Annotated in this window: 36 protein-coding genes and 1 other RNA gene; 31 read left to right on the top strand and 6 right to left on the bottom strand. The window is 39.4% G+C overall.

Translation table 11 applies throughout. From position 1 onward, the window contains the following. Positions 1-155 precede the first annotated feature (155 nt). From H7T97_RS06280 to whiA, 7 genes are all read left to right on the top strand, one after another. The gene (locus H7T97_RS06280) at positions 156-287 is read left to right on the top strand and encodes a DUF4044 domain-containing protein (RefSeq protein WP_003011566.1); all 132 of its coding nucleotides are present in this window, start codon (positions 156-158) and stop codon (positions 285-287) included. A gap of 33 nt (positions 288-320) precedes the next feature. Then, positions 321-1,634, top strand: a complete 1,314-nt coding sequence (gene obgE / locus H7T97_RS06275) for a GTPase ObgE (RefSeq protein ID WP_013903339.1) — start codon at positions 321-323, stop codon at positions 1,632-1,634. 51 nt (positions 1,635-1,685) lie between these two features. After that, the gene (locus H7T97_RS06270; protein ID WP_003006512.1) at positions 1,686-1,850 is read left to right on the top strand and encodes a hypothetical protein; all 165 of its coding nucleotides are present in this window, start codon (positions 1,686-1,688) and stop codon (positions 1,848-1,850) included. Positions 1,851-1,868: 18 nt separating this feature from the next. After that, positions 1,869-2,252, top strand: coding sequence for a RidA family protein (locus H7T97_RS06265; RefSeq protein WP_003006514.1), 384 nt, complete (start codon positions 1,869-1,871; stop codon positions 2,250-2,252). Between the two features lie 76 nt (positions 2,253-2,328). Beyond that, positions 2,329-3,219: an RNase adapter RapZ gene (rapZ, locus tag H7T97_RS06260; protein ID WP_155167838.1), complete on the top strand. Its 891-nt coding sequence runs from the start codon at positions 2,329-2,331 to the stop codon at positions 3,217-3,219. Next, on the top strand, positions 3,216-4,193 hold the full coding sequence (locus tag H7T97_RS06255; protein WP_201089786.1) for a YvcK family protein: 978 nt from the start codon (positions 3,216-3,218) through the stop codon (positions 4,191-4,193). Before rapZ ends, H7T97_RS06255 begins: the two co-directional genes overlap by 4 nt. Continuing rightward, positions 4,190-5,107, top strand: coding sequence for a DNA-binding protein WhiA (gene whiA / locus H7T97_RS06250; protein WP_201089784.1), 918 nt, complete (start codon positions 4,190-4,192; stop codon positions 5,105-5,107). Before H7T97_RS06255 ends, whiA begins: the two co-directional genes overlap by 4 nt. Positions 5,108-5,561: 454 nt before the next feature. Here whiA and H7T97_RS06245 read toward each other — a convergent pair whose 3' ends face one another. Continuing rightward, positions 5,562-6,530 (bottom strand): NAD(P)/FAD-dependent oxidoreductase, encoded by a 969-nt coding sequence (locus H7T97_RS06245; RefSeq protein ID WP_118228336.1) that lies wholly within the window; start codon positions 6,528-6,530, stop codon positions 5,562-5,564. Positions 6,531-6,708: 178 nt separating this feature from the next. On the opposite strand from H7T97_RS06245, the gene rpsU reads away from it, so the two are divergent. Next, positions 6,709-6,885: a 30S ribosomal protein S21 gene (rpsU, locus tag H7T97_RS06240; protein ID WP_000048054.1), complete on the top strand. Its 177-nt coding sequence runs from the start codon at positions 6,709-6,711 to the stop codon at positions 6,883-6,885. A gap of 101 nt (positions 6,886-6,986) precedes the next feature. Here rpsU and mscL read toward each other — a convergent pair whose 3' ends face one another. Further along, positions 6,987-7,367 carry a large conductance mechanosensitive channel protein MscL gene (gene mscL, locus H7T97_RS06235; RefSeq protein ID WP_201089782.1) on the bottom strand — a complete coding sequence of 127 codons (381 nt, stop codon included), beginning with the start codon at positions 7,365-7,367 and terminating at the stop codon, positions 6,987-6,989. A gap of 215 nt (positions 7,368-7,582) precedes the next feature. Between mscL and dnaG the strand changes: the two genes are divergently transcribed. The 6 genes from dnaG (at position 7,583) to ssrA (ending at position 13,113) form a co-directional block, all read left to right on the top strand. Then, positions 7,583-9,361, top strand: coding sequence for a DNA primase (gene dnaG / locus H7T97_RS06230; protein ID WP_201089780.1), 1,779 nt, complete (start codon positions 7,583-7,585; stop codon positions 9,359-9,361). A gap of 2 nt (positions 9,362-9,363) precedes the next feature. Beyond that, positions 9,364-10,473 carry an RNA polymerase sigma factor RpoD gene (rpoD, locus tag H7T97_RS06225; RefSeq protein ID WP_003003251.1) on the top strand — a complete coding sequence of 370 codons (1,110 nt, stop codon included), beginning with the start codon at positions 9,364-9,366 and terminating at the stop codon, positions 10,471-10,473. A gap of 174 nt (positions 10,474-10,647) precedes the next feature. Next, complete coding sequence (locus H7T97_RS06220; protein ID WP_004220168.1) at positions 10,648-10,977, top strand: metal-sulfur cluster assembly factor; 330 nt, start codon at positions 10,648-10,650, stop codon at positions 10,975-10,977. A 172-nt stretch (positions 10,978-11,149) separates the two neighbouring features. Next, complete coding sequence (locus tag H7T97_RS06215; RefSeq protein ID WP_021152925.1) at positions 11,150-11,857, top strand: ABC transporter ATP-binding protein; 708 nt, start codon at positions 11,150-11,152, stop codon at positions 11,855-11,857. A 9-nt stretch (positions 11,858-11,866) separates the two neighbouring features. Next, complete coding sequence (locus H7T97_RS06210) at positions 11,867-12,661, top strand: hypothetical protein (RefSeq protein ID WP_201089778.1); 795 nt, start codon at positions 11,867-11,869, stop codon at positions 12,659-12,661. Between the two features lie 103 nt (positions 12,662-12,764). Next, positions 12,765-13,113: a transfer-messenger RNA gene (ssrA, locus tag H7T97_RS06205) on the top strand. 153 nt (positions 13,114-13,266) lie between these two features. Here ssrA and H7T97_RS06200 read toward each other — a convergent pair. Genes H7T97_RS06200 through H7T97_RS06190 form a run of 3 tightly spaced genes read right to left on the bottom strand, consistent with a single transcriptional unit; the run spans position 13,267 to position 15,092 of the window. Next, the gene (locus H7T97_RS06200; RefSeq protein ID WP_201089788.1) at positions 13,267-14,349 is read right to left on the bottom strand and encodes a tyrosine-type recombinase/integrase; all 1,083 of its coding nucleotides are present in this window, start codon (positions 14,347-14,349) and stop codon (positions 13,267-13,269) included. Then, positions 14,339-14,734: an ImmA/IrrE family metallo-endopeptidase gene (locus H7T97_RS06195; RefSeq protein ID WP_201089776.1), complete on the bottom strand. Its 396-nt coding sequence runs from the start codon at positions 14,732-14,734 to the stop codon at positions 14,339-14,341. The genes H7T97_RS06200 and H7T97_RS06195 overlap by 11 nt, the downstream gene beginning before the upstream one ends. Positions 14,735-14,744: 10 nt before the next feature. Continuing rightward, the gene (locus H7T97_RS06190; protein WP_201089774.1) at positions 14,745-15,092 is read right to left on the bottom strand and encodes a helix-turn-helix domain-containing protein; all 348 of its coding nucleotides are present in this window, start codon (positions 15,090-15,092) and stop codon (positions 14,745-14,747) included. Between the two features lie 307 nt (positions 15,093-15,399). Here H7T97_RS06190 and H7T97_RS06185 point away from each other — a divergent pair, with 307 nt between their 5' ends. From H7T97_RS06185 to H7T97_RS06175, 3 genes are read left to right on the top strand one after another with little or no spacing between them, the layout of a single operon-like run. Beyond that, positions 15,400-15,612 carry a helix-turn-helix domain-containing protein gene (locus tag H7T97_RS06185; protein ID WP_201089772.1) on the top strand — a complete coding sequence of 71 codons (213 nt, stop codon included), beginning with the start codon at positions 15,400-15,402 and terminating at the stop codon, positions 15,610-15,612. Continuing rightward, positions 15,613-16,521, top strand: coding sequence for a DUF3102 domain-containing protein (locus tag H7T97_RS06180; RefSeq protein WP_201089770.1), 909 nt, complete (start codon positions 15,613-15,615; stop codon positions 16,519-16,521). Next, a complete protein-coding gene (locus tag H7T97_RS06175) occupies positions 16,518-16,943 on the top strand; it encodes an ORF6C domain-containing protein (protein WP_201089768.1) in 426 nt (141 codons plus the stop codon). Before H7T97_RS06180 ends, H7T97_RS06175 begins: the two co-directional genes overlap by 4 nt. A 97-nt stretch (positions 16,944-17,040) precedes the next feature. On the opposite strand, the gene H7T97_RS06170 is transcribed toward H7T97_RS06175, so the two are convergent. Continuing rightward, positions 17,041-17,313, bottom strand: coding sequence for a hypothetical protein (locus H7T97_RS06170; protein ID WP_201089766.1), 273 nt, complete (start codon positions 17,311-17,313; stop codon positions 17,041-17,043). A gap of 120 nt (positions 17,314-17,433) precedes the next feature. On the opposite strand from H7T97_RS06170, the gene H7T97_RS06165 reads away from it, so the two are divergent. From H7T97_RS06165 to H7T97_RS06100, 14 genes are all read left to right on the top strand, one after another. Continuing rightward, the gene (locus H7T97_RS06165; RefSeq protein WP_160312932.1) at positions 17,434-17,589 is read left to right on the top strand and encodes a hypothetical protein; all 156 of its coding nucleotides are present in this window, start codon (positions 17,434-17,436) and stop codon (positions 17,587-17,589) included. Positions 17,590-17,603: 14 nt separating this feature from the next. Then, complete coding sequence (locus H7T97_RS06160; protein WP_049472199.1) at positions 17,604-17,882, top strand: hypothetical protein; 279 nt, start codon at positions 17,604-17,606, stop codon at positions 17,880-17,882. A gap of 70 nt (positions 17,883-17,952) precedes the next feature. Further along, positions 17,953-18,120 carry a hypothetical protein gene (locus H7T97_RS06155; protein ID WP_009732596.1) on the top strand — a complete coding sequence of 56 codons (168 nt, stop codon included), beginning with the start codon at positions 17,953-17,955 and terminating at the stop codon, positions 18,118-18,120. After that, entirely contained in the window at positions 18,117-18,395 is a 279-nt protein-coding gene (locus H7T97_RS06150; RefSeq protein WP_009732597.1) for a hypothetical protein, read from the top strand. The genes H7T97_RS06155 and H7T97_RS06150 overlap by 4 nt, the downstream gene beginning before the upstream one ends. After that, positions 18,382-18,591, top strand: coding sequence for a hypothetical protein (locus H7T97_RS06145; RefSeq protein WP_201089764.1), 210 nt, complete (start codon positions 18,382-18,384; stop codon positions 18,589-18,591). The genes H7T97_RS06150 and H7T97_RS06145 overlap by 14 nt, the downstream gene beginning before the upstream one ends. Then, on the top strand, positions 18,588-18,866 hold the full coding sequence (locus H7T97_RS06140; RefSeq protein ID WP_201089762.1) for a DUF3310 domain-containing protein: 279 nt from the start codon (positions 18,588-18,590) through the stop codon (positions 18,864-18,866). The genes H7T97_RS06145 and H7T97_RS06140 overlap by 4 nt, the downstream gene beginning before the upstream one ends. Then, on the top strand, positions 18,859-19,272 hold the full coding sequence (gene ssb / locus H7T97_RS06135; RefSeq protein ID WP_129299829.1) for a single-stranded DNA-binding protein: 414 nt from the start codon (positions 18,859-18,861) through the stop codon (positions 19,270-19,272). The genes H7T97_RS06140 and ssb overlap by 8 nt, the downstream gene beginning before the upstream one ends. Before the next feature lie 12 nt (positions 19,273-19,284). Then, the gene (locus H7T97_RS06130; RefSeq protein ID WP_195487081.1) at positions 19,285-20,184 is read left to right on the top strand and encodes a phage replisome organizer N-terminal domain-containing protein; all 900 of its coding nucleotides are present in this window, start codon (positions 19,285-19,287) and stop codon (positions 20,182-20,184) included. Continuing rightward, a complete protein-coding gene (locus H7T97_RS06125) occupies positions 20,184-20,381 on the top strand; it encodes a hypothetical protein (RefSeq protein WP_129299831.1) in 198 nt (65 codons plus the stop codon). The genes H7T97_RS06130 and H7T97_RS06125 overlap by 1 nt, the downstream gene beginning before the upstream one ends. A gap of 19 nt (positions 20,382-20,400) precedes the next feature. Then, positions 20,401-20,790 carry a helix-turn-helix domain-containing protein gene (locus H7T97_RS06120; RefSeq protein WP_129299832.1) on the top strand — a complete coding sequence of 130 codons (390 nt, stop codon included), beginning with the start codon at positions 20,401-20,403 and terminating at the stop codon, positions 20,788-20,790. A gap of 12 nt (positions 20,791-20,802) precedes the next feature. After that, a complete protein-coding gene (locus tag H7T97_RS06115; RefSeq protein WP_129299833.1) occupies positions 20,803-21,306 on the top strand; it encodes a MazG-like family protein in 504 nt (167 codons plus the stop codon). Positions 21,307-21,327: 21 nt separating this feature from the next. Next, positions 21,328-21,774 (top strand): hypothetical protein, encoded by a 447-nt coding sequence (locus H7T97_RS06110; RefSeq protein WP_195487082.1) that lies wholly within the window; start codon positions 21,328-21,330, stop codon positions 21,772-21,774. Position 21,775: 1 nt separating this feature from the next. Beyond that, the gene (locus tag H7T97_RS06105; protein ID WP_129299835.1) at positions 21,776-22,252 is read left to right on the top strand and encodes a class I SAM-dependent methyltransferase; all 477 of its coding nucleotides are present in this window, start codon (positions 21,776-21,778) and stop codon (positions 22,250-22,252) included. Further along, on the top strand, positions 22,253-22,588 hold the full coding sequence (locus H7T97_RS06100; protein ID WP_195487084.1) for a hypothetical protein: 336 nt from the start codon (positions 22,253-22,255) through the stop codon (positions 22,586-22,588). The last annotated feature ends 3 nt before the right edge of the window (positions 22,589-22,591 follow it).

The raw sequence follows: 22,591 nt of genomic DNA, 5'->3' as shown, positions 1-22,591 counted from the left end.
GCCCTACTCAACTGTGCGGAGGTGGGACGACGAAATCGAATTCTAACGAATTACCGATTTCTGTCCCACTCTCTTTTGTGTAGGCTCGATTTGAAAAATCCCCTATTTCGTGGTAAAATAGGGCTAATGAATTTATAGTAATCGAGGTATTAGAAGTGGCTTTTGGAGATAACGGAAAACGTAAAAAAACACCATTTGAAATGATCACGATGGTTGTTATTGTGATTATGTTGATTGTAACGGTTGGTGCAATCTTTGCAACCGCAATTGGTGCTCTTTCTTACTAAGACGCACACAGAAATAAAGGAAATCATCTATTTATGAGTATGTTTTTAGATACAGCCAAGATTAAGGTCAAGGCTGGAAATGGCGGCGATGGCATGGTGGCCTTTCGCCGTGAAAAATATGTCCCTAATGGCGGACCTTGGGGTGGTGATGGAGGCCGTGGCGGAAATGTCATTTTCGTTGTAGACGAAGGCTTGCGCACCTTGATGGACTTCCGCTATAACCGGCATTTCAAAGCCCAAAATGGGGAAAAAGGAATGACCAAAGGGATGCACGGACGGGGAGCAGAAGATCTTTATGTACGTGTACCGCAAGGAACGACCGTCCGAGATGCCGAGACTGGTAAGGTCATTACCGACTTGGTTGAAAATGGACAGGAGTATATTGTAGCCCATGGTGGCCGTGGAGGGCGTGGAAATATTCGTTTTGCCACTCCTAAAAATCCAGCACCAGAGATTTCTGAAAATGGAGAGCCTGGTCAGGAACGTGAATTAGAGTTAGAACTGAAGGTCTTGGCAGATGTTGGTTTGGTTGGCTTCCCTTCTGTTGGGAAATCGACCCTTCTCAGTGTCATCACTTCAGCCAAACCAAAAATTGGGGCTTATCATTTCACAACCATCGTTCCAAATTTGGGAATGGTTCGGACTCCGTCTGGGGAATCCTTTGCCGTAGCAGACCTTCCTGGATTGATTGAAGGGGCCAGCCAAGGTGTTGGACTAGGAACCCAGTTCCTTCGTCACATCGAGCGCACCCGTGTTATCTTGCACGTTATTGATATGTCTGCCAGTGAAGGACGCGACCCTTATGAAGATTATGTTCAAATCAATAAAGAGCTTGAAACCTATAATCTTCGCTTGATGGAACGTCCTCAGATTATCGTGGCGAATAAGATGGACATGCCGGAAAGCCAAGAAAATTTGAAAGAATTCAAGAAGAAATTGGCAGCCAATTACGATGAGTTTGATGAACTGCCACAGATCTTCCCAATCTCTAGTTTGGCTCATCAAGGTTTAGACAATTTGTTAGATGCAACGGCAGAATTGTTAGACAAAACACCAGAATTCCTCTTGTATTCAGAAGACGACATGGCCCAAGAAGAAGTTTACTATGGCTTTGATGAAGACCAGCCAGCCTTTGACATCAGTCGTGATGACGATGCCGCTTGGGTCTTGTCTGGTGAAAAACTTGAAAAACTCTTTAATATGACCAATTTCGATCGGGATGAAGCGGTCATGAAGTTTGCTCGTCAATTGCGTGGAATGGGTGTTGATGAAGCTCTCCGTGCACGTGGGGCAAAAGATGGCGATATCGTCCGGATCGGTAAATTTGAATTTGAGTTTGTAGATTAAGCATGGTCCCGAGCGGATCAAGGATTCCAAATAAGAAATGAGGCTTTTTCAGTGGGAGATAAACCAATATCTTTTCGAGATGAAAATGGAAATTTTGTTTCAGCAGCTGATGTTTGGAATGCTGAAAAATTAGAAGAACTCTTTAATACGCTAAATCCTAAGCGCAAGTTGCGCCTACAAAGGGAAAAATTAGCAAAAGAAAACCAGCAGAAGTAAATAGACTTGGAGAATACTATGGCAAAAACAATTCATACAGATAAAGCACCTGCAGCAATTGGACCTTATGTTCAAGGGAAAATCGTAGGCAATCTTCTCTTTGCAAGCGGACAAGTTCCCTTGTCACCTGAAACAGGAGAAATCATTGGAGAAACCATCCAAGAACAAACAGAGCAAGTCTTAAAGAATATTGGGGCTATTTTGGAAGAGGCTGGGACAGACTTCGACCACGTGGTGAAAACTACTTGTTTTTTAAGTGATATGAATGACTTTGTACCTTTTAATGAGGTCTATAAAACAGTCTTTACCACAGAGTTTCCAGCTCGATCTGCTGTTGAAGTAGCACGCCTGCCACGTGATGTGAAGGTTGAAATTGAAGTTATTGCGGAAATCAAGGCCTAATAACCATTCAAAGACAAAAAGACAGAGTGGAAAGCAGGAAACTGTAGGCCACTCTGTTTTATTTTGGGAGGAGAAAATGACAGAAAGTAAGATTCAACTAGTCATGGTAACAGGGATGAGCGGTGCTGGCAAGACCGTCGCTATCCAATCGTTTGAGGATTTGGGTTACTTTACCATCGATAATATGCCACCGGCGCTCTTGCTAAAATTTATTGAACTCATGCGCCTTAGCCCGGATAACAATAAATTAGCCGTTGTTGTGGACATGCGGAGCCGTTCTTTTTTCAATGAAATTCGCACCATTTTGGATGAATTGGACAATCAAGAAGACCTCGATTTCAAGGTTTTGTTCTTGGATGCTACTGACAGTGAGTTGGTAGCACGATACAAGGAAACACGTCGTAGCCACCCACTAGCTGCAGATGGCCGTGTTTTAGATGGGATTACCTTAGAGCGAGAGCTCTTGTCTCCTTTGAAAAATATCAGTCAAAATGTGGTGGACACGACTGAGTTGACGCCCCGTAATCTGAGAAAAACGATTGCAGAGCAATTTGCCAGTCAAGATAATCAGCCAGATTTTCGGGTTGAGGTCATGTCATTTGGTTTCAAATACGGCCTTCCGATCGATGCTGACCTCGTCTTTGATGTGCGTTTTCTTCCAAATCCCTACTATAAATTGGAACTTCGGAATTTAACCGGTCAAGATCCAGCTGTCTATGATTATGTCATGGATCACCCTGAATCAGAGGACTTTTACCGTCATCTCCATGACTTAATCGTTCCTATTTTACCGTCTTATAAACGAGAAGGTAAATCCGTTCTCACCATCGCCATGGGCTGTACTGGAGGTCAACACCGTTCAGTAGCCTTTGCAGAGCGCTTAGCGCATGATTTAGAAAAAAATTGGCAGGTCAATTGCAGTCATAGAGACAAAGATAGACGGAAAGAAACGGTGAATCGCTCATGAGAAAACCTAAAGTAACCGTTATTGGAGGAGGGACAGGGATTTCTGTTATTCTCGATAGTCTAAGAAAGAAACCGGTTGAGATCACGGCCATTGTAACCGTTGCAGATGATGGCGGTAGCTCAGGTGAATTGCGGAAGAACATCCAAAAATTGACACCACCTGGGGATCTTCGAAATGTCTTGGTTGCCATGTCAGATATGCCTCGTTTTTATGAGAAAGTCTTTCAATACCGCTTTGCGGAGGATGATGGTCCTTTGGCTGGGCACCCTTTGGGAAACTTGATTATTGCAGGGATTTCAGAGATGCAAGGCTCGACCTATAATGCCATGCAGTTGTTGACTAAGTTCTTTCATACAACCGGCAAGATCTATCCGTCGAGTGATAGTCCCTTGACCCTTCATGCCGTTTTTCAAGATGGAAAAGAAGTGGTAGGAGAAAGCCACATTGCCAACTACACCGGCATGATTGATCATGTTTATGTGACCAATACCTTTGATCAAGAGCGCCCAAAAGCTAGTAAGAAAGTGGTGGAAGCGATTCTTGAAAGTGATATGGTCGTCTTAGGTCCTGGTTCGCTCTTTACCTCGATCCTTCCTAATTTGATGATCGATGAGATTGGGAAAGCCATCCTTGAAACCAAGGCCCAAGTGGCTTATGTTTGTAACATCATGACCCAAAGAGGAGAAACCGAGCATTTCACAGATAGCGACCACGTTGCCGTGCTCCATAAACATTTGGGAGAGAAGTTCATTGATACCGTCCTTGTCAATATCAATCAGGTTCCCGCAGCCTACATGAACAGCAATAAATTTGATGAATACTTAGTGCAGGTAGAGCATGATTTTAAGGGCTTGCGATCGCAAGTGCCTCAAGTGATTTCTTCCGATTTCTTAAAGCTGGTCAACGGGGGAGCTTTTCATGATGGTGAAAAAGTGGTCGAAGAGCTGATGCAGATCGTGCAGGTGAGAAAATGAGTTTTACGGTTCGTGTCAAAGAAGAATTATTGTCTCTCAAGCGATTTGAAAAGAGTGAATTAGCTGCCATTATCAAGATGTCTGGAAGTCTTGGGATTTCAATGGGGGGCTTGACGCTCTCGGTGACGACAGAAAATGCCAAGATCGCTCGCCATATCTATGAATTGTTGCATCATTTTTATGAGGCCAAATCGGATATTCGCCACCACCAAAAAACCAATTTGAAAAAAAATCGTGTTTACACAGTATTCTTGGATGAAAAGGTGGAAGAGATTCTTGCTGACTTGCATTTGGCAGATGCCTTTTTTGGGATTGAGACAGGCATTGATGCCAGTGTTTTAGAAGATGAAGTAGCCAGTCGTGCTTATCTTCGGGGGGCTTTTCTGTCGAGTGGTTCCATCAAGGATCCTGAAAAAGGGAAGTACCAGTTGGAAATTCATTCTGTTTATACAGACCACGCGGAAGGAATTGCCCTTCTCATGCAAGGATTTTTACTAGATGCGAAAACCATCGAGCGGAAAAAAGGAGTGGTAACCTATCTGCAACGAGCGGAAGATATTATTGATTTTCTAATTGTGGTAGAGGCCATGCAAGCCATGCAGGAATTTGAGTCCATCAAGGTTATGAGAGAGACGCGTAATGACCTCAATCGGGCCAATAATGCCGAGATGGCCAATATCCAGCGCACAGTTACTGCTAGCATGAAAACCATTAATAATATTAGTAAAATTGTGGATACGGTCGGCCTAGGGAGTTTACCAAGTGACCTGCAAGAAGTTGCCTATATCCGGATGAACCATCCAGATTATTCTATCCAGCAGATTGCCGATAGCTTGCAACAATCTATTTCAAAAAGCGGTGTCAATCACCGCTTGCGTAAGATCAATAAGATCGCAGACGATTTAGACAAATAAAAAAGGCCAAAGGCCTTTCATAATGAGGTTAAAGTCTTTTTAAAAACTTTCCTTAGGTGAGTACGGACGTCAGCGAACTTCATAGAAGTTCCATGACTAAATTAAGATACAGAGGGCGTCTGCGGATAAAGTCAAAATAGGAAGTTTGACGCAGAATCTTTCGATTCTAGGAGAACTTATCTTTTTGACACAATCCGCAGCCCTTGTTCAATTTGTATTGAGCCCCTTCGCTCTTTAATTTCTGGGCTCAGGCTAAAACAGTTTCCCAAACTGTTTTACTCTCAAAACTCCCGAGTGCCTGAAACGTATTGTTTCAGGCACTTTTCTCACAGCGGAAAGTTTTTGTATTTTCTTGATTCAAACTAAAAATAGGAACTCATTTTTACTTCTTTGCAGAATCGATTAACTTAAAATAGTTTGACTTCAATTTAAAAAAGGCCAAAGGCCTTTTTTATTATAAACTTGTTGAGTGGGTTGGTTGGACTTTTTTATCTGGATAGATGTAGTTGATGGCATTGTTTACGGCTGTTGGAGCTTCCCCCAGACCTGTAGCGATGAGATCAATCTTTCCTTCGTAGAAGCAGCAGTCTCCACAGGCATAAATTCCAGGAAGGCTGGTTTCTTGTTTTTGGTTCACCTTGATTTTATGGCGTTGCAATTCTACACCCCATTCTTTTAAGTTTCCGATTGAAGATTTAAAGCCATAGTTGACAAATAAGTGATCAATCGGGATGAGTTCTGTTTCATCGGATTTGACTTTTGTGATTTCAAGGTGTGTGGCATGACCATTTTCTCCAATCAAGCGGCTAGGAACAAATGGTGTTTTGATGCTGACAGAAGATTGCTTGAGTTCTTCTACACTGTGTTCTAGGGCACGGAAGTTGTCCCGACGGTGAACGATTGTAGTTGGAGCAATCTTGTCAAAAGCAAGAGCCCAGTCCACAGCAGAGTCCCCACCACCAAGGACGGTCACCTGTTGTCCTTCATATTGTTGGATGTTTGATACGTGATAGTGGACGTTATCAAAGGTATCAGCCCCCTCGATATCAAGAGCACGTGGTTTAAAGGCACCGCCACCCATGGCAATGATGACTGCTTTAGACTGATGCACTTGGCGAGAAGTAGTGATAATGAAGAGGTCACCCTCTTTTTGAATATCCTCTACAGTTTCATTGAGGAAGATCGGTGTATCGAATCGTTTGACTTGCTCGATCAAGCGGTCGCTTAATTCTTCACCTGTTAAATTGGTAAAACCGGGTACATCGAGGATATTTTTTTCTGGATAGAGAATGGCTGGTTGCCCTCCAAGTTGAGGCAAGGAATCAATCAGTTTGACTTTAACTTGGCGCATATTGCCATAAAAAGCAGCAAACAGACCAACTGGTCCGCCCCCAACAATCGTAATATCATAAATTTCTGACATGGTATCTCCTTCAGGGTTTTCTTTGTTTCCATTGTATCATAAAATAGGAAGAATGAAAAAGTCGGAAAAAGAAATAGCATGAAGGCTAGGAAGGCTAGAAAAGTTTCAAAAGATCTTGACAGCACCTTTAAAGTATGATAAAATAATTAAGATTTTAGGCTTGAAGGGAGTGAAAAATATGTCAAAAACAGTAGTACGTAAGAATGAATCTCTTGACGATGCTCTTCGTCGTTTCAAACGTGCGGTTACTAAAGCTGGTACTCTTCAAGAAACACGCAAACGTGAATTCTATGAAAAACCTTCTGTAAAACGTAAACGTAAATCAGAAGCAGCTCGTAAACGTAAAAAATTCTAATTGAATACAGAAACAGACTTCGGTCTGTTTTTTGTTTTTTCTCATCCATCAAAGACAAAAAAACCGACCTTCCAGCTAGAAGATCGGATCTTTTTATCTGATTATTTGTTTGCAAGCAAGTCGCGGATTTCAGCAAGCAACTCTTCTTGAGTAGGAGCTGGAGCTTCTTCTTCGACAGCTTCTTCTTTTTTACCAAGGTTCTGTGCTTTTTCAGCAGCTTTAACGATAAAGAAGAGAACAGTTCCGATGACGATGAAGTTGATTACTGCGCTCAAGAAGCTACCGTAAGCAACACCGTTCCATGACAATTCGGCGATTTTATCAACACCAGCAGATTTCAAAGCTGGGTTCAAAATAAGTGGTGTGATGATATCGTTAACAAGTGATGTCACGATGGCACCAAATGCAGCCCCGATAATCACTGCAACAGCAAGGTCAACAACGTTTCCACGAAGGAGGAAAGCTTTCAATTCTTTTAACATATCCTATATATGTCCTTTCATAATAATTTTTTACTATGATAGTATAACGGAAAAATATGCGACTGACAAGAAATATGCCTAATTTTCTTAAAATTAGTGATAAAGGTTGAAAATCTTTTCTTTTCTGTTTGAAATCGGTAGGAAAAAATTTACTTTTACTAACTTTTAGTATAAAATATAAAGTGATAATCTATGGTAAAATGGAGGCACTGTTTATGGTTGATAAAGAGCTGATTGCAGAAATTAAAAACAGTGTAAACATTGTTGAAGTCATTGGAGAAGTTGTTTCTTTGACCAAGGCTGGCCGTAACTTTTTAGGCCTTTGTCCTTTTCATGGTGAAAAGACTCCTTCCTTTAATGTCGTTGAAGACAAGCAGTTTTACCATTGCTTCGGATGTGGTCGCTCTGGAGATGTCTTTAAGTTTATTGAGGACTACCGTGGAGTCGCCTTTATGGATGCGGTCCAGATCGTAGCAGACAAGGCTGGCATTGCGCTTCAGTACCAGGCAAGACCTGCCCAATCAGCGTCTGTCAATCCAAACCAAGAACTTTATGAGATTCATCAGGAAGCTAGTAAGTTTTATCAGGCGATTTTGATGACGACTAAGATGGGGGAAGAAGCGCGACACTATCTGCATGAACGTGGTCTGACGGATGAAGTGATCCGACATTTTCAATTGGGTTTAGCACCTGCAGAAGGAAATTACCTCTATCGCAATCTCTCTGAGAAATTCTCTGAGAAAGTCATTACCGATTCAGGTTTGTTTACAATCTCAGATGCAGGAACGGTTTTTGATGCCTTTCAGGATCGGATCATGTTTCCCTTGACGGATGATAGTGGACGGGTCATTGCCTTTTCTGGTAGGCTGTGGAAAATGACGGATGATGGCAGTCATCAAGCCAAGTACAAGAATAGTCGTAGTACCCGTCTATTTAATAAAAGTTATGAACTCTATCATTTGGATCAAGCCAAGACGAGCGCCAAAAAGCAACATGAAATGTATATCATGGAAGGCTTTATGGATGTCATTGCGGCTTATCGAGCTGGGATAGAAAATGCAGTCGCCTCTATGGGGACAGCCTTGACACCAGAGCATGTCCAGCACCTGTCTCATTTTACCAAAAAGGTCATCTTGACCTATGATGGGGATAAGGCAGGACTTGAAGCAACAGCTAAGGCCTTGGATGTCTTGCAGGATCTGGAGTTGGAGATCGTCCGTATCCCTGATCAGATGGACCCTGATGAGTACCTCAAAAAGACGTCCCCAGAAGATCTAGCTACCCTCTTGAAGAATTCTCGGATTAGTAAGGTTGAATTCTTGATGCACTACTGGAAACCCCAGTATATTGAGAACTTGCAAGCCCAAATTGAGTTTGTCGAAAAGCTGGCACCGATGATCGCCCAGACGCGCTCCATTACAGCGCAAAACACCTATATTTATAAGTTGGCCGATTTATTGCCGGACTTTGATTACTTGCAGATTGAGCAGATTGTCAATAATAGTCGTTTGCAACAACGGCAGGAGGCTCAAAGTGGTGGACGATCTAAAACATCGCATTTTTCAGTAGAGCTCTTGCCGAATCGTGGGATGACGCGCTTGATCAAGGCAGAAAATCATTTGTTAAGTAGGATGAAGGATTTTCCAATGGTGCTCAATGATTACCGTTTGCGACCTGATTTTGCCTTTGACACGCCGGAGTTACAGATCTTGTATCAATTGCTCTGTCAAAATGGAGAAGTCACCTCTCAGGATTTATCTGAGCAGCCTGAAGGGGTCCAGCACGCCTGGTACCGCATGTTAGAAGAAGATTTACCAGATGAGATAGCAGATGGTGAGTTAGAAGAAGTAGAAGCGACACGGAATCGTGAGCTTCTTCGCAAAGAAAGTCAACAAATTGGAAATAAAGTGAAGGAAGCTTCCTCAATAGGGGATGCGGAAAAAGCTTTATTGGAACTCGAGCGTTTAATCGCTCAAAAAAGAAGAATGGAGTAAGAATGGCTAAAGAACAAAAAGATATTACAACATTGGACGTTCAAATTGCAGAATTTATTCGCAGCCACAAGAAAAGCGGAACTGCAACAGACGATGAAATTAATGACCAATTGGTTATTCCATTCACACTCGATGCAGATGGGATTGAAGATCTTTTGCAACGTATTCAAGATGCAGGGATTTCGATCACTGATAAAGACGGCAACCCAAGTGCGCGTGTGTTGAACAATGAGGAAGAGCCAGAATTGTCAGATGAAGAATTGCTTGGAAGCAACTCTGCTAAGGTCAATGACCCAGTACGGATGTACTTGAAAGAAATTGGGGTTGTTCCACTTTTGACCAATGAAGAAGAACAAGAATTGGCTATCTTGGTGGAACAAGGTGACTTGGAAGCTAAGCAACGTCTAGCAGAAGCCAACCTTCGTTTGGTTGTATCCATTGCGAAACGTTACGTTGGTCGTGGAATGCAATTTTTGGATTTGATCCAAGAAGGAAACATGGGCTTGATGAAGGCGGTTGATAAGTTTGACTACACCAAAGGGTTCAAGTTCTCTACTTATGCCACTTGGTGGATCCGTCAGGCCATCACTCGTGCCATTGCAGACCAAGCCCGTACCATTCGGATCCCTGTTCACATGGTGGAAACCATTAACAAGTTGGTTCGTGAACAACGCAATCTCTTGCAAGAATTGGGACAAGATCCAACACCGGAACAAATTGCTGAGCGCATGGATATGACACCAGACAAGGTCCGTGAAATCTTGAAGATTGCCCAAGAGCCTGTTTCGTTGGAAACGCCAATCGGGGAAGAAGACGATAGTCACTTGGGCGATTTCATCGAAGATGAAGTAATTGAAAATCCAGTAGACTACACCACTCGTGTGGTACTACGCGAACAATTGGATGAAGTCCTCGATACCCTGACTGACCGGGAGGAAAATGTTTTGCGCCTTCGTTTTGGTCTCGATGATGGAAAAATGCGGACCTTGGAAGATGTGGGCAAAGTCTTCAACGTGACTCGTGAACGGATCCGTCAGATCGAAGCCAAAGCCCTTCGCAAACTCCGCCACCCAAGCAGAAGCAAACCATTGCGTGATTTTATTGAGGATTAAAAATGTCCGGGGGACATTTTTAACGGTCGCCTAGAAATAAAAAAGCGACCTAGGTCCGGGGGACATTTTTAACGGTCGCCAAGAAATGAAAAAGCGACCTATGTCCGTGGGACCTTTTTAACCCGAGCTAAGCAATTCTATCGAGAGTAACATAACAAAAAAAGGAAGTGTCATATGGCATATACAACTGAGCAAATTGAAGAAATTAAAAATAAAATCTTAAATGCTTTGGAAGAGGTAATCGATCCTGAGCTTGGGATTGACATTGTTAATTTAGGTCTTGTTTACGAGATCCATTTTGATGGTGAAACTGGAGCGACCATTATTGATATGACGCTAACGACCATGGGATGTCCATTAGCGGATCTTCTGACAGATCAGATTCATGATGTTTTAGCAGAAGTAGAAGAAGTGACATCTGTGGATGTGAAGTTGGTCTGGTATCCTGCTTGGACGGTTGAAAAAATGAGCCGCTATGCACGGATTGCACTTGGAATTAGTTAAAAATTCTATTCATCAAAACAAATCAGAGGTTAGGGGCTTCCCTAACCTCTGATTTGTTTACACCTGTATTTTTGAACAACCATTTTCAAATTCTTAGCAAATTTTCAGATAAAGTTGCAATCATCAAGAGGACAAGGTATAATAGCATAAATAGAAAATAAAGGAGATTTACATGAATCAGTATCCTTTGGTCTACTTGGACCATGTGACAAAGAATTATGGGCATGAAGTTGCTCTCATGGATGTTAGTTTGAACATCCAACCTGGCCGTATTATTGGCCTTTTGGGGCCTAATGGTAGCGGGAAAACAACCATCATTAAATTGATTAATGGTTTGTTGCAACCAAGCCTTGGAAATATCTATATTCATGGTCAATTACCATCCCCAGCTTCTAAAAAAGTTGTTTCCTATTTGCCGGATACGACTTATTTGAGTGAAAATATAAAAATTAGTGATGCTATTAGCTATTTCCAAGATTTTTATTCAGATTTTAATGTCCAACGAGCTTACCAATTGCTCAACGATTTGCATTTGCATCCAAATCAAAAATTGAACAGCCTTTCAAAAGGGAATAAGGAAAAAGTACAATTGATTTTGGTGATGAGTCGTGAAGCTGACTTGTATGTCCTTGATGAACCAATCGGTGGGGTCGACCCAGCAGCGCGTGATTATATTTTGCGGACCATTATTCAAAACAGACGTCCAAACTCTTCTGTCTTGATTTCTACTCACTTGATTGCGGATATTGAGCAAGTTTTGGATGAAGCGATTTTCATCAACCAAGGAAGAATCCTCTTGCATGAAAATACGACTGTTTTGCGCAATCAACACGGAAAATCAATCGATGAGATCTTCCGTGATCAATTCCGTGTTTATTAGGAGGACCCCATGTTTGGTAAATTATTAAAATATGAATTTAAATCGACAGCTAAGTGGTATTTATTGATCACCCTGATTGCACTAGGTTTGTCAGTGATTACAGGTGTTATTGGTGGAAGTGCTACAAACGGTTTTGTGGATATGGAAACCAATAGTATGCAAATCATAACAGGGACTCTTGGGATTCTCATTTTTGGAGGAGTCATTGGTCTTTATCTTAGTAACTACTATATTATTATCCGTCGTTTCTATTCCAACTTATACGGACGCGAAGGTTACTTGACCTGGACCCTTCCAGCTAGCCCGCATGCGATCATTTTATCTAAATTTGTGGGAGCTTTAGTAGCGAGTCTTTACTGCCTATTCCTTCTATTTTTTAGTGGTTTTATCACAATACTTGTGATGGGTGCTGTCATTGGACAAGACCTCTCTCCTGTATTTAGTATTATCGCTGAGGCTTTTAGTCATTCAATTGCTTATTGGATTATCGTTTGGTGGATTTTTACCACAGCTTCAGGGATCTTCCTATTTTATGTATCGATCGCACTTGGCCAACTCTTCCAAAATCGTCGTGGATTGAAGGCTATTCTGTTTTTCTTTCTCTTGTGCATTGTTTTAAGTATCATCGGTACAGCAGTCAATCCATTAAAAGATTCATATGCTGTTGGGTCTGCATTGGTTTATGGAAATATTGATGAATTTGGACCTAACTTCATCCCAGGTCTTATCTATGAAGTCATCAAGATTGTTTCTATGTACTTCACGATTCACTATATCAGCAAGTACAAGTTGAATCTTCAATAAGAACAGTTAATTGAACAAGGAGCTTCCCGGTGGAAGCCTTCTTGTTCAATTTTTTTCTTTTGCATTTTTGGCTACATTTTGATATACTAATTGTATTCGTTTTGGGGTCGTTACGGATTCGACAGGCATTATGAGGCATATTTTGCAACTCATCTAGCGGATGTAAAACGCCAGTTAAATATAACTGCAAAAAATAATAATTCTTACGCTTTAGCTGCCTAAACACCAGCAGGCGTGACCCGATTCGAATCGCTCGTGTTTGATGACAGGTCTTAATTTCAGCGAGATACGATCTAGCTTTGTCTAGGAGTTAGATAAGAGATTGATAGACTCGCAACTACAGGGCTTGAGTTATGTGTCATGTAGCTGTTAAACTAAGACATAACCTATGGTTGTAGACAAATATGCTGGCAGGTGTTTGGACGTGGGTTCGACTCCCACCGGCTCCATATATACTTTTTGAAACTTATTAAAACTTCTTAAAACGTTGATAATTCAACGTTTTTTATTTTTATACTTTCTATTCTTTCCCATACCTTTTTGGAATGGACAGACCCAAAAACAGACCCTTTTTGAAAAAGAGTCTGTCCTGATAACTGTAATATTTAAAAATCTATATAATTAGCAAATTTCTCACCAATGTCATCTTTGGCTTGCTTGGTGATATGTGTGTATACATTCATAGTTGTCTTGAGGTCACTGTGTCCTAGTCGATGTTGGACCTGCTTCAGTGTCATTCCTGCTTCAAAGCACAAGCTGGCATGTGTGTGCCTAAAACCGTGAATCTTGATAGGCTTGACATCTGTCCCTTTTACGATTTGCAAAAGCCACTTTCTGGGCAATGAGCTTGGAATAGGCTTTCCTTCAGGGCTTTCAAAAATGAAAGTGGTAGTAGGATTCATTTCCTTGTACTCTGATAGCAAATCAATTGTTCTTTGATCAAGGCTAATCAGTCGGACACTACTCTTGTTTTTAGTAGCCCCCACAGATTCGCCCTCAAAACCTCTTGTAATGGCCTTGTTTATGTTCAGAGTATTATCTATCCAGTCAGTCCATTTGAGAGCCAAAATCTCCCCTTTTCTGGCCCCTGTGAACGCAAGAAGACGGAACATGACTTTCTTTCTCAGATCATCCGTGTCATCCACTAATTTCATAAATGATTTTAATTCATCTTTATCATAAAAATCACTAGAAGAATCACTCTCTTTTTTGACAAGTGTGGTCACGCTATCAACAGGATTGATTGAAATATAACCATAACGGATAGCATACTTGAAAATGTTATTCATCAGACCTTTCAACTTGCGCCCATAAACTAATTTTCTGGACCATTCATTGACCTGTTCCTGTAATTGAAGAGGAGTTATGGAAGCTATTTTTTGACTACCAAAAACAGGATAAATGTGATTTTTGATATTTCTTTCAGTCTTGATGTATGTGCTATCTTGAACAGTGTCAGCATACTCTCTGAGCCATTTCTTTGCTACCTCTTCAACAGTGATGTCTTTTTTCGTTTGCTCCACATTCTCCAAATCGTCCTGAAGTTGTAAGAGTGCTGCCCGTGCCTTCGCTTTGCTTGGAAATCCTTGACGCTTGACATACTTGTCTTTGCCATTTTCCTTGCCTACATAGATCCTAAATCCGTAGGCAGTATCACCATTTTTCTTTTTATATGTTTTAATTTCCATCATTCTTACCAATTAGTGAAATATACTCATCTTTGACCATTGTTTCATCAGCAATGGTCTTTAATTTGTACTTTTCCATAAATTTTATGTAATTGAAATCCCTGACATCTTCCATTAATTGTAACTCTTCTTCTAGCAAGTGATGAATCATGCTTCTATCAGCCTGCAGCTCGCAGTACTCCCTATTTAGCTCATATTGAGCAGGAGTATGCTCTTTGTGACCCAATTCGTGCAAAGCAACTTGCTTTTGATCTTCAACTGATAAATTAATATCTAAAGCTAAAATGTTCAAAGTAGGATTAAAGAAACCAGGACTATGCCAATCACTTCCGTCAAAGTAGCATAGGTTTACACCCTCTTGGGCGCAAAGCTCTCTTACAGTCATAAGTGCACCTCTATTTATTTTTTAAATGTGCCTCCAAAACTGCTGTAATAAAATCAATATCTTCTTCTGTGAGTGGTTTACCATCGAATAACATTGATTGTGCAGCAATATCTCTGAGGTCTAATGGTGCAGAAGCATCACCATCTTTCGCAATATTAGGATTTTCTGTGCGTCCCAGTAGGTAGTCGATGGACACATCAAAATAATCTGCAATTTGTTGTAATCTTTCAGCAGATGGCTGATTTCTTTTCAAGCCATACAAAGAATTTTTTCCAATCCCTAGTTTTTCTTCTAATTGATTTAGAGAAATTCCCCGCTTTTTAGCCAATTCTTTAATAATTTCAAATGTCGAAAACATTGAATTATCAACCTTTCTAATGAATTGACAAAAAATATTTAGTAAATACGCAAAAAAGCGCTTGACAAATTCTTGCGTATACGCTAAAATAGTTTTTGTAAAGTTAAAGAGTTAGTTAAACAACATATAAAGCACTTCTAAAAAAGATAGCTTTGGCGAGCGGTATCGTTTAGAAAGAAAATGTCTTTAAATATGTCTTTTTACTATGCCTTCATTTTAGCAAATACACTAAAACAAGTCAAGTAAATACATAAAATAATTAACTAATTCTTTAACTGTTACAAAAAACAGAAAGGAGTTAGGCAGCATGAGCCAACAACACAAGAAATGGAATGAACTTGTAGAAGAAGAACTCCACAAGCGTGGATGGACTCGTTCTGATCTTGCAACTGTGGTCGGGGTTAGCCCAGCGATGATTACACAGATGTTCAAGAATGGAAAAGGCAGTGATAATTTGAAATTGCGCATAAATAAGAAATTGCGAATCTCAGAATCATGGGAAAAATTTGAGGAAGGATAAATGAACGAAATTACTTTATCAAATAATCTAGCTCAGATAGAACTTGAAATTAGTTATCACAAGCAAATAGCTGGTCAGTCAATCTGGGAAATCGGCAGACGACTCAATCACGTCAAAGAGAAAGATCTGGCACATGGGCAATTTATGGAATGGCTCAAAAAAATAGAATTCAGTCAGACGGTTGCTAATCAATTTATGAAGGTAGCAAAAGAACTTCCAAATTCTGTGACGTCACAGAATTTAGGAATTAACGCTCTCTACCTCATCGCAACTCTTCCAGAAGAAGAGAAAGAAGAGCAGATCCAACGCATTGAAGATGGCGACACTCCGACAGTGCGAGAACTGCAGGAAGTTAAAAAGAAGCTCAAACTCAGCAAGAAAGTCAATGAACAGTTACGAGCAGAGAACGAGAAAATCAAGTCTTCCAAGGTCGAAGTCAAGGAAACAATCAAGGAAGTTGTTCCAGATGACTACAAGGCCACTCAGGATCTCAACAAGCAATTGTTAGAAAAGAATAAGGAACTTGCAAAAGCAATCAAAGATGCTGAAGAGCGATCTAATTTCATTGAAAAACAATTGAATGATACACTGGCACAGCGTGAAGAGGTCGATAAGAAATCTGCTCAGTATGATGAATTGACCAGAGCCATTGAAGAATCGCAAGGACAACTCAATAATGTACAGAAGCAAATATCAGCCTACAAGAACATCACAAGCCTATTGCAGAAGGGTAATGATTTTTTAGCAAGTATGGGCGGTCTAATCTACGCAGACGAAGAGAAAGTTCTGAAAGCAGACGGAATCATCCGAAACGAATTTGATAGTTTTATCAGTCGAGGGCTTCGTTTCTTCAACGACCTGAACGATATCCGCAAAGAAAGCAACATTTTAGAAGGAGAATTTGAATGACAAATGAAATTGCAAAAGTCAACAATGACTTAACTACAGAAGATGTGATGATCCATGCATTGCAGGAACTTAAAAAGCTGAAAGAAGGGCAATCCGTTCTATCAGCCGATGTAGATTATTTGAAAAATGAGCAACCAGTGAATCCGTCAATTTGTTTAGCACTCGAAAAAATGCGAAAACAGAAAGTTGTCGAATTGCTAGGCGGTAAAGATAGCCAAGCATACAAAGATCGGAAATTTGCACAATCGGTATTTTCACAGGCTGCCAAAGACTTCAAGGAATACTTCCGCATTCCACGCTATGACTTGCTGAAGCGCAAGGACGAGGAAAAAGCTTTCGACTATTGGGATAGTTGGGAGCCATCAGCGAATACCAAGCTAGAAATCAAAGCCCGCAACGGACAGATGAGTTTGATTGGGTAAGGAGAAAATATGAAAATAAAATTTAAAAAAGAACTTGTTAAAAAACAAGTCCTTAGCTCAAAAGATGGGAAAACTTCTGTAAAACTTAGTGATTCGATTATTCACTTTCAAAAGTAATTACAAGTTTACCATCAACAGTATTGGAAATTGGTTTTCTATTAGACCAAACTTCATTGTCTTCACTTTTAACTAATAGAACTAAACCATTTTCATGTACTGACAAGAAATCAATAAATTTCTCGTTATCTACTGTTGTAGCAAATTTCAAAACAGATTTAGATGATGGATCAACACTGTCTACATCTGAGGTTGAAAAATGATATGGCAAGAAACTTACTTCATTAGGTAACATTTCATTAATGTAATTCATAGATTCCCTCCTTTCATAAAAATTGACAGACGATTTTCATAAGGAGTAAGAGGTCTTATTTAATCGTTTTTTGTCAGTAGTAAGTTAACACAATAATATAGAAAGGTCATCGGTCTTGAGATGGATTTTGAAGATGAAATTATAAAGTTATCTGACTTGCTAATTGAACAATCAGAAACTTATAGTGAAGCTTTGATTAAGTTACAAAAGCTCACAAAAGATATAGCTCATGAAGTAATTTTAAGAGCTATAGAACAAAAGAAAAATAAAGAATAGAAAGGATTAAAAAAATGGTCCTAGAACTATTTGGAACTGAATTTAAAGACAAACTCTTTGAAGAGCTGGTTTCAATCAACATCAAAGCTATGGAAGAAGCTAAGCGTAGATCAAGCAGAAATATTACATGGGTGCCGATCAAACAGCTACAGGAAGCGACCGGATGGGGTAGAACTAAACTAGAAGAATGGAGAGATCAAGGGAAATTCCAATTTCAACAGTCCGGAAAGGGCGGGAAGTATCTCTACAATTTGGAAGATGTTCAGCGATTCTGTCGAAGCTTACAAAAATAAAAAAAGCGCCTTGAGAAAGGCACTTTGAAAGAACTATAAACTAATTATAACACAATTTGAAGGAGAAAAAATGGATCCTATTAAAAGATTATTAAAATTGATGGAATGGCAAGATGCCAATCGTCCGCTGAAAGTAGAGGAAAAAGCCAGATTGATGAAATTGCCAGACAATGAATTTGAAAACAAACTTCATCAGATGGCTCTGGATTTTAAGAACGATGGGGTGATTAGAGTATGAGTTTAAAACAATTAAAATTTACTGTTCTATCACTCGCAACACTATTATTATTATTTGCAGGCGCAACAATGAAAATCATGTACGATCAAGAACAACACATCAAAGAACTAGAAAATTCAGTCCAAATGAACTTTGAAAGTACAGGTCATTGGGCTGAAAGCATCGAAAAAATCAAAGAGAGCAATAAGGCTCAAGATGTGATGATCAATAAATTCAACCGGGAACTTTTCCCGCAAAAAGAAACAAAAGAGGTAGAAGAAAATGACAACAACTGAAATTATTTTAGCAGTAGCTTTTGTAACATACATTTTATTTTCAGGATTCGCAATCTATGTGATGCGTGAAGTAATCGTTCGCCAAAAAGCCAAAATGAAGCATTACAAATCAGCAAAATATCAGCGTGAAATGTGGAATAAGAGAATGTCAGAGATTCATCAAAAGAGAACAGTGAAAGGAATGTCTGAACTATGAACGACAATGTAAGAAATCCAAAACATTACCAAGGACGGAATGGTTTAGAAGCCATCGATGTCCATCGCAACTTTATGAATGATGAGCAGTTGACCGGATACCATTTAGGTAATCTACTTAAGTATCTGCTTCGTTATCGTAAGAAAAATGGCATCGAGGACTTGGAAAAAGCCAAGGTGCACATGGACTGGCTGATTGAAAAAGAAAAAGCCATGATGCTACAGCTAGAGGCATTGACAAAGACAGAGGCATTGGTTGGAGGTACAAATGATTAATAATGTTGTACTTATCGGGCGTCTGACTCGTGATGTAGAACTTCGATACACTCCTCAGAATCAAGCGGTCGGGCAGTTCACTCTTGCTGTGAATCGGAATTTTAAAAACCAAAATGGTGAATATGATGCCGACTTTATCAACTGTGTGATTTGGGGCAAGTTTGCCGAGAACTTTGCAAACTGGACCAAGAAGGGTAACCTTGTCGGCATCACCGGTCGTATCCAGACTCGCAATTATGAAAATCAGCAAGGGCAGCGTGTGTATGTGACAGAAATGGTTGCTGAAAGCTTTCAGCTTCTTGAAAAACGTGACAATTCAGCCAATCAGAATTCAATGGCTGAGCAGATGCCACCTTCATTCGCAGGAAATCCAATGGGTATCAAGGATGATGATTTACCATTTTAGGAGGTGATGAGAATGTCGGACAACAAAAAATATTACTACCTAAGAGTTAAAGAAAATTTCTATGACAGCGATGAAATGATCATTCTAGAAAGTATGCCAGATGGCTTTCTATACTCTAACATTTTAATCAAACTTTACCTCCGCAGTTTGAAAAATAACGGTAAGTTGATGTTCAATGATCGAATCCCATTCAATTCTGAAATGCTTTCAAAAATAACAAGGCATCCTGTGGCAGTAGTAGAAAAAGCTGTCAGCATTTTCAAGGAAATGAACCTAATTGATGTTTTGGACAATGGTGCTATTTTTATGCTAGACATTGAATCATTTATTGGAAAATCGAACACAGAAGCTGATAGAAAGCGTGACTATCGCAGAAGAATTGAGAAGGAAAAACAAAAAATATTATTGGGACATTTGTCCGGACAAATGTCGGACGAACATCCACCAGAGTTAGAGATAGAGATAGAGAAAGAAATAGAGATAGATATAGAGAAAGATTTAGAGAAAAATACGCTCAAAATCATCGTAGATGAATATCAGTCTCGTATTTCACCAATTGATGGAATCCAATTTGAAACTTTAAAAGAATTCATCACTCTGGATGGTATGGAACCAGATGTAGTCTTAAAAGCTATCAGTTTAGCCGCTGACAATGGTAAAAGAAATTTCAGCTATATTAGAGCTATTTTGCAAAATTGGAAAAATGATGGATTGTTATCAATTGCAGCAGTAAACGAACGAGAACGGAAGTTTCAGGAAAGCAAAACAAAAGGACAACCAACAAAGCAACAATCAAACGTTCCAGATTGGTCAAAACCAAATTATACCAATCAAACAAGTGATCGAGAGAAAAAAGCTTTGCAGGAAGCAAAAAATAAAATGCTACAGAAATTAGAACAGGATGGGAAGTAATGTTTATTTTAAAACATGAATCAAAACAAGCAAAACCATTTGTAAAATCTGTAGTGATTGGGACCACTGGTTTGGATGTATCTTTCTCTGAAGAAGCGAAAGCAATGAAATTCGCATCTCGTGGGGTAGCAATTCAGGTAGGAAATGCTTTAAGAAAGTCATTCGGTACATTCTATCCAGTAGAAATTGATAATTAAAAAGGAATTGCAATGTATCATGTCAGGCTATACCAAAAATCAGATAGAACATTTCAAAGAGCAACTCAAACTCTTAATGAAAAGCCATAACTTAACAGCTAGAAAATTGTCCGAAGAAATAGGCTACTCAATGACTACAATAAGCAGTCTATTGACTGGCCAAAAAAAAGTACACGAACGTCACATACTACTGATTTGCCAATATTTTCAAATCGGAGAGAACTCTCTCATGGGTGATGCGGATGAGTTAGCTGATTATAAGCTATATGAGAACGGACGTTATTTATGTACCGGATCATTGAAGAAGTTAAGCAAAATTACAGGGAAAGATAAATTGCTATTGAAATTCTATGCAGATTTAAACAAAAAAGGCAAAGAGACTGGCAATTTAAAACTTGTGAAAAAATAGAAAGAGGTAAAAATGGAGAATTTAATTTTAAACAAAGTAAAAAAATGGTTTATTGATCGAGATATAGAAAACGGGGGCCGGCTAGATAAACAGTCCTTAAAATTAAGTGAGGAATTTGGCGAGTTATGTGCAGGATTCTTGAAAAAGAATGAAGCACTAACAAAAGACAGCGTTGGTGATTGTGCTGTTGTTATCGTAGGGCTTGCATTATTAATCAAGGAAGATGTGCACAGTATCTTTAAGAGCGCAGATAGTGTTAGACCAAAAGAAGCAATGGACTGCTTCAAACTGCTAAATGCCAATATTAGTGAATTTCAGCTATCTCAAGATTTAGCAAGTAAAAAAATGTGTCGCCACAACCTTGTGCGCATTGTAGCCTACTTGAAATCAATCAGCAATATTTTGGGTTATGAATTTCTGGAATGCTTCACTGGGGCCTATAACGAAATCAAAGACCGAAAAGGCAAATGGATTGATGGCTCATTCGTAAAAGAAGAGGATTTGCCGAATATATAAAAAGCAAGGAAGGAAAAGATAATGCCAAATTGGGCCAAAGGATCTCTTAAATTAAGAGGAAGAAGCGAAAATATTGCATCAGCATTAAAAGAAATGCTATTAAACGACACTGTGACGCTAGAAGATGAATATGATGGCACTCTGCTTAAATTCAATAACACAGCTCCCTATTTTTACATTAATAACACAAGACGAGCATTTATTGATCAAAAACAAATAGAAGTTTGGCTTGAAGAAAAATTTTGTATCGTTGAACTGGATAATTTCAAGCAAGCATGGAGTGCTATTCCAGAAAATTATAAAGAAATTTCAAGCAAGTTTGATGTTGACATTAAAATTTTTACATTTGAGTGTGGCATGGAATTCACTCAGGAAATTGAAATTTCAAAAGGTGAAATTATCAAAGACGTTTGTTATGAATATGATGATTATCAGTGGGAAGTCCCGTTTAGCAATTTAGGAGGATAAAATGACAGAAGAAATTAAAATACTTGACGCTTGTTGCGGTAGTCGGATGTTTTGGTTTGATAAAAATGAAAGCCATACAACTTTCATGGATATCAGAAAAGAAAACTTTGAAATACACGGTAAAAAAGTCAACGTACATCCTGATGTTATTGGCGATTTCCGTGATATGCCATTTGAAAATAATACTTTTAATTTGGTTGTTTTTGATCCACCTCATTTAAAATGGGCTGGACCTAATTCGATAATGAAAGCCCAGTATGGACAACTTGATAAAGACACTTGGTCTGAGGATTTGGCTAAAGGTTTTGAAGAGTGCATGCGTGTTTTAAAAACAGGGGGAACGTTAATTTTTAAGTGGTCTGATTGCCAGGTAAATGTAAAAGAAATACTAAAGGTCATTCCATTTAAACCTTTGTTTGGACAACGAAGAGGAACAACCCACTGGATGACGTTCGTAAAGTTTGAGGAGGTGGAATAAATGGGAGAACTTATGTATTGGGTGATGTTCTTAGCTTGTGTGTCAGTCCTGGTAATGGCGACATTTGTAATGTTTTATCAGCGTCAAATTAATATTGATTTAAGAAATAAATATAATGATTTAGTGCGAGAACTAAACAATAGTTTCGGTTGGGAAGAATGGAATTGGGCGAATAATTTCAGAGAGTATGCTCGAAAAGTTGATTCCCTAGAAAATTTTAGGATTGATATTGAACGGCTTGAAATTATCAAGAAAGCATTAGACGCCCAAAAGCTAGAAGAATTACAAAAACGTAAAGAGCTAGTTGAACGTGAAATCAAAAAGCTTGAAAGTTGAGGA

This window comes from Streptococcus parasanguinis (assembly GCF_016648925.1).
Lineage (GTDB): Bacteria > Bacillota > Bacilli > Lactobacillales > Streptococcaceae > Streptococcus.
This window is presented reverse-complemented; position numbering and strand designations above follow the sequence as displayed.

Coding starts and splice junctions, on each gene's coding strand:
- H7T97_RS06190 (WP_201089774.1), bottom strand. CDS start 15,092: ATGTTTTCGACATTTGAAATTATTAAAGAATTGGCTAAAAAGCGGGGA.
- rapZ (WP_155167838.1), top strand. CDS start 2,329: ATGACAGAAAGTAAGATTCAACTAGTCATGGTAACAGGGATGAGCGGT.
- H7T97_RS06180 (WP_201089770.1), top strand. CDS start 15,613: ATGAACGAAATTACTTTATCAAATAATCTAGCTCAGATAGAACTTGAA.
- H7T97_RS06255 (WP_201089786.1), top strand. CDS start 3,216: ATGAGAAAACCTAAAGTAACCGTTATTGGAGGAGGGACAGGGATTTCT.
- H7T97_RS06160 (WP_049472199.1), top strand. CDS start 17,604: ATGGTCCTAGAACTATTTGGAACTGAATTTAAAGACAAACTCTTTGAA.
- H7T97_RS06210 (WP_201089778.1), top strand. CDS start 11,867: ATGTTTGGTAAATTATTAAAATATGAATTTAAATCGACAGCTAAGTGG.
- H7T97_RS06220 (WP_004220168.1), top strand. CDS start 10,648: ATGGCATATACAACTGAGCAAATTGAAGAAATTAAAAATAAAATCTTA.
- rpsU (WP_000048054.1), top strand. CDS start 6,709: ATGTCAAAAACAGTAGTACGTAAGAATGAATCTCTTGACGATGCTCTT.
- H7T97_RS06165 (WP_160312932.1), top strand. CDS start 17,434: ATGGATTTTGAAGATGAAATTATAAAGTTATCTGACTTGCTAATTGAA.
- H7T97_RS06155 (WP_009732596.1), top strand. CDS start 17,953: ATGGATCCTATTAAAAGATTATTAAAATTGATGGAATGGCAAGATGCC.
- H7T97_RS06125 (WP_129299831.1), top strand. CDS start 20,184: ATGTTTATTTTAAAACATGAATCAAAACAAGCAAAACCATTTGTAAAA.
- H7T97_RS06105 (WP_129299835.1), top strand. CDS start 21,776: ATGACAGAAGAAATTAAAATACTTGACGCTTGTTGCGGTAGTCGGATG.
- H7T97_RS06145 (WP_201089764.1), top strand. CDS start 18,382: ATGACAACAACTGAAATTATTTTAGCAGTAGCTTTTGTAACATACATT.
- dnaG (WP_201089780.1), top strand. CDS start 7,583: ATGGTTGATAAAGAGCTGATTGCAGAAATTAAAAACAGTGTAAACATT.
- H7T97_RS06130 (WP_195487081.1), top strand. CDS start 19,285: ATGTCGGACAACAAAAAATATTACTACCTAAGAGTTAAAGAAAATTTC.
- H7T97_RS06245 (WP_118228336.1), bottom strand. CDS start 6,530: ATGTCAGAAATTTATGATATTACGATTGTTGGGGGCGGACCAGTTGGT.
- H7T97_RS06170 (WP_201089766.1), bottom strand. CDS start 17,313: ATGAATTACATTAATGAAATGTTACCTAATGAAGTAAGTTTCTTGCCA.
- H7T97_RS06100 (WP_195487084.1), top strand. CDS start 22,253: ATGGGAGAACTTATGTATTGGGTGATGTTCTTAGCTTGTGTGTCAGTC.
- H7T97_RS06140 (WP_201089762.1), top strand. CDS start 18,588: ATGAACGACAATGTAAGAAATCCAAAACATTACCAAGGACGGAATGGT.
- H7T97_RS06195 (WP_201089776.1), bottom strand. CDS start 14,734: ATGACTGTAAGAGAGCTTTGCGCCCAAGAGGGTGTAAACCTATGCTAC.
- rpoD (WP_003003251.1), top strand. CDS start 9,364: ATGGCTAAAGAACAAAAAGATATTACAACATTGGACGTTCAAATTGCA.
- H7T97_RS06200 (WP_201089788.1), bottom strand. CDS start 14,349: ATGGAAATTAAAACATATAAAAAGAAAAATGGTGATACTGCCTACGGA.
- H7T97_RS06265 (WP_003006514.1), top strand. CDS start 1,869: ATGGCAAAAACAATTCATACAGATAAAGCACCTGCAGCAATTGGACCT.
- H7T97_RS06110 (WP_195487082.1), top strand. CDS start 21,328: ATGCCAAATTGGGCCAAAGGATCTCTTAAATTAAGAGGAAGAAGCGAA.
- H7T97_RS06175 (WP_201089768.1), top strand. CDS start 16,518: ATGACAAATGAAATTGCAAAAGTCAACAATGACTTAACTACAGAAGAT.
- H7T97_RS06120 (WP_129299832.1), top strand. CDS start 20,401: ATGTCAGGCTATACCAAAAATCAGATAGAACATTTCAAAGAGCAACTC.
- obgE (WP_013903339.1), top strand. CDS start 321: ATGAGTATGTTTTTAGATACAGCCAAGATTAAGGTCAAGGCTGGAAAT.
- ssb (WP_129299829.1), top strand. CDS start 18,859: ATGATTAATAATGTTGTACTTATCGGGCGTCTGACTCGTGATGTAGAA.
- H7T97_RS06115 (WP_129299833.1), top strand. CDS start 20,803: ATGGAGAATTTAATTTTAAACAAAGTAAAAAAATGGTTTATTGATCGA.
- mscL (WP_201089782.1), bottom strand. CDS start 7,367: ATGTTAAAAGAATTGAAAGCTTTCCTCCTTCGTGGAAACGTTGTTGAC.
- H7T97_RS06185 (WP_201089772.1), top strand. CDS start 15,400: ATGAGCCAACAACACAAGAAATGGAATGAACTTGTAGAAGAAGAACTC.
- whiA (WP_201089784.1), top strand. CDS start 4,190: ATGAGTTTTACGGTTCGTGTCAAAGAAGAATTATTGTCTCTCAAGCGA.
- H7T97_RS06215 (WP_021152925.1), top strand. CDS start 11,150: ATGAATCAGTATCCTTTGGTCTACTTGGACCATGTGACAAAGAATTAT.
- H7T97_RS06150 (WP_009732597.1), top strand. CDS start 18,117: ATGAGTTTAAAACAATTAAAATTTACTGTTCTATCACTCGCAACACTA.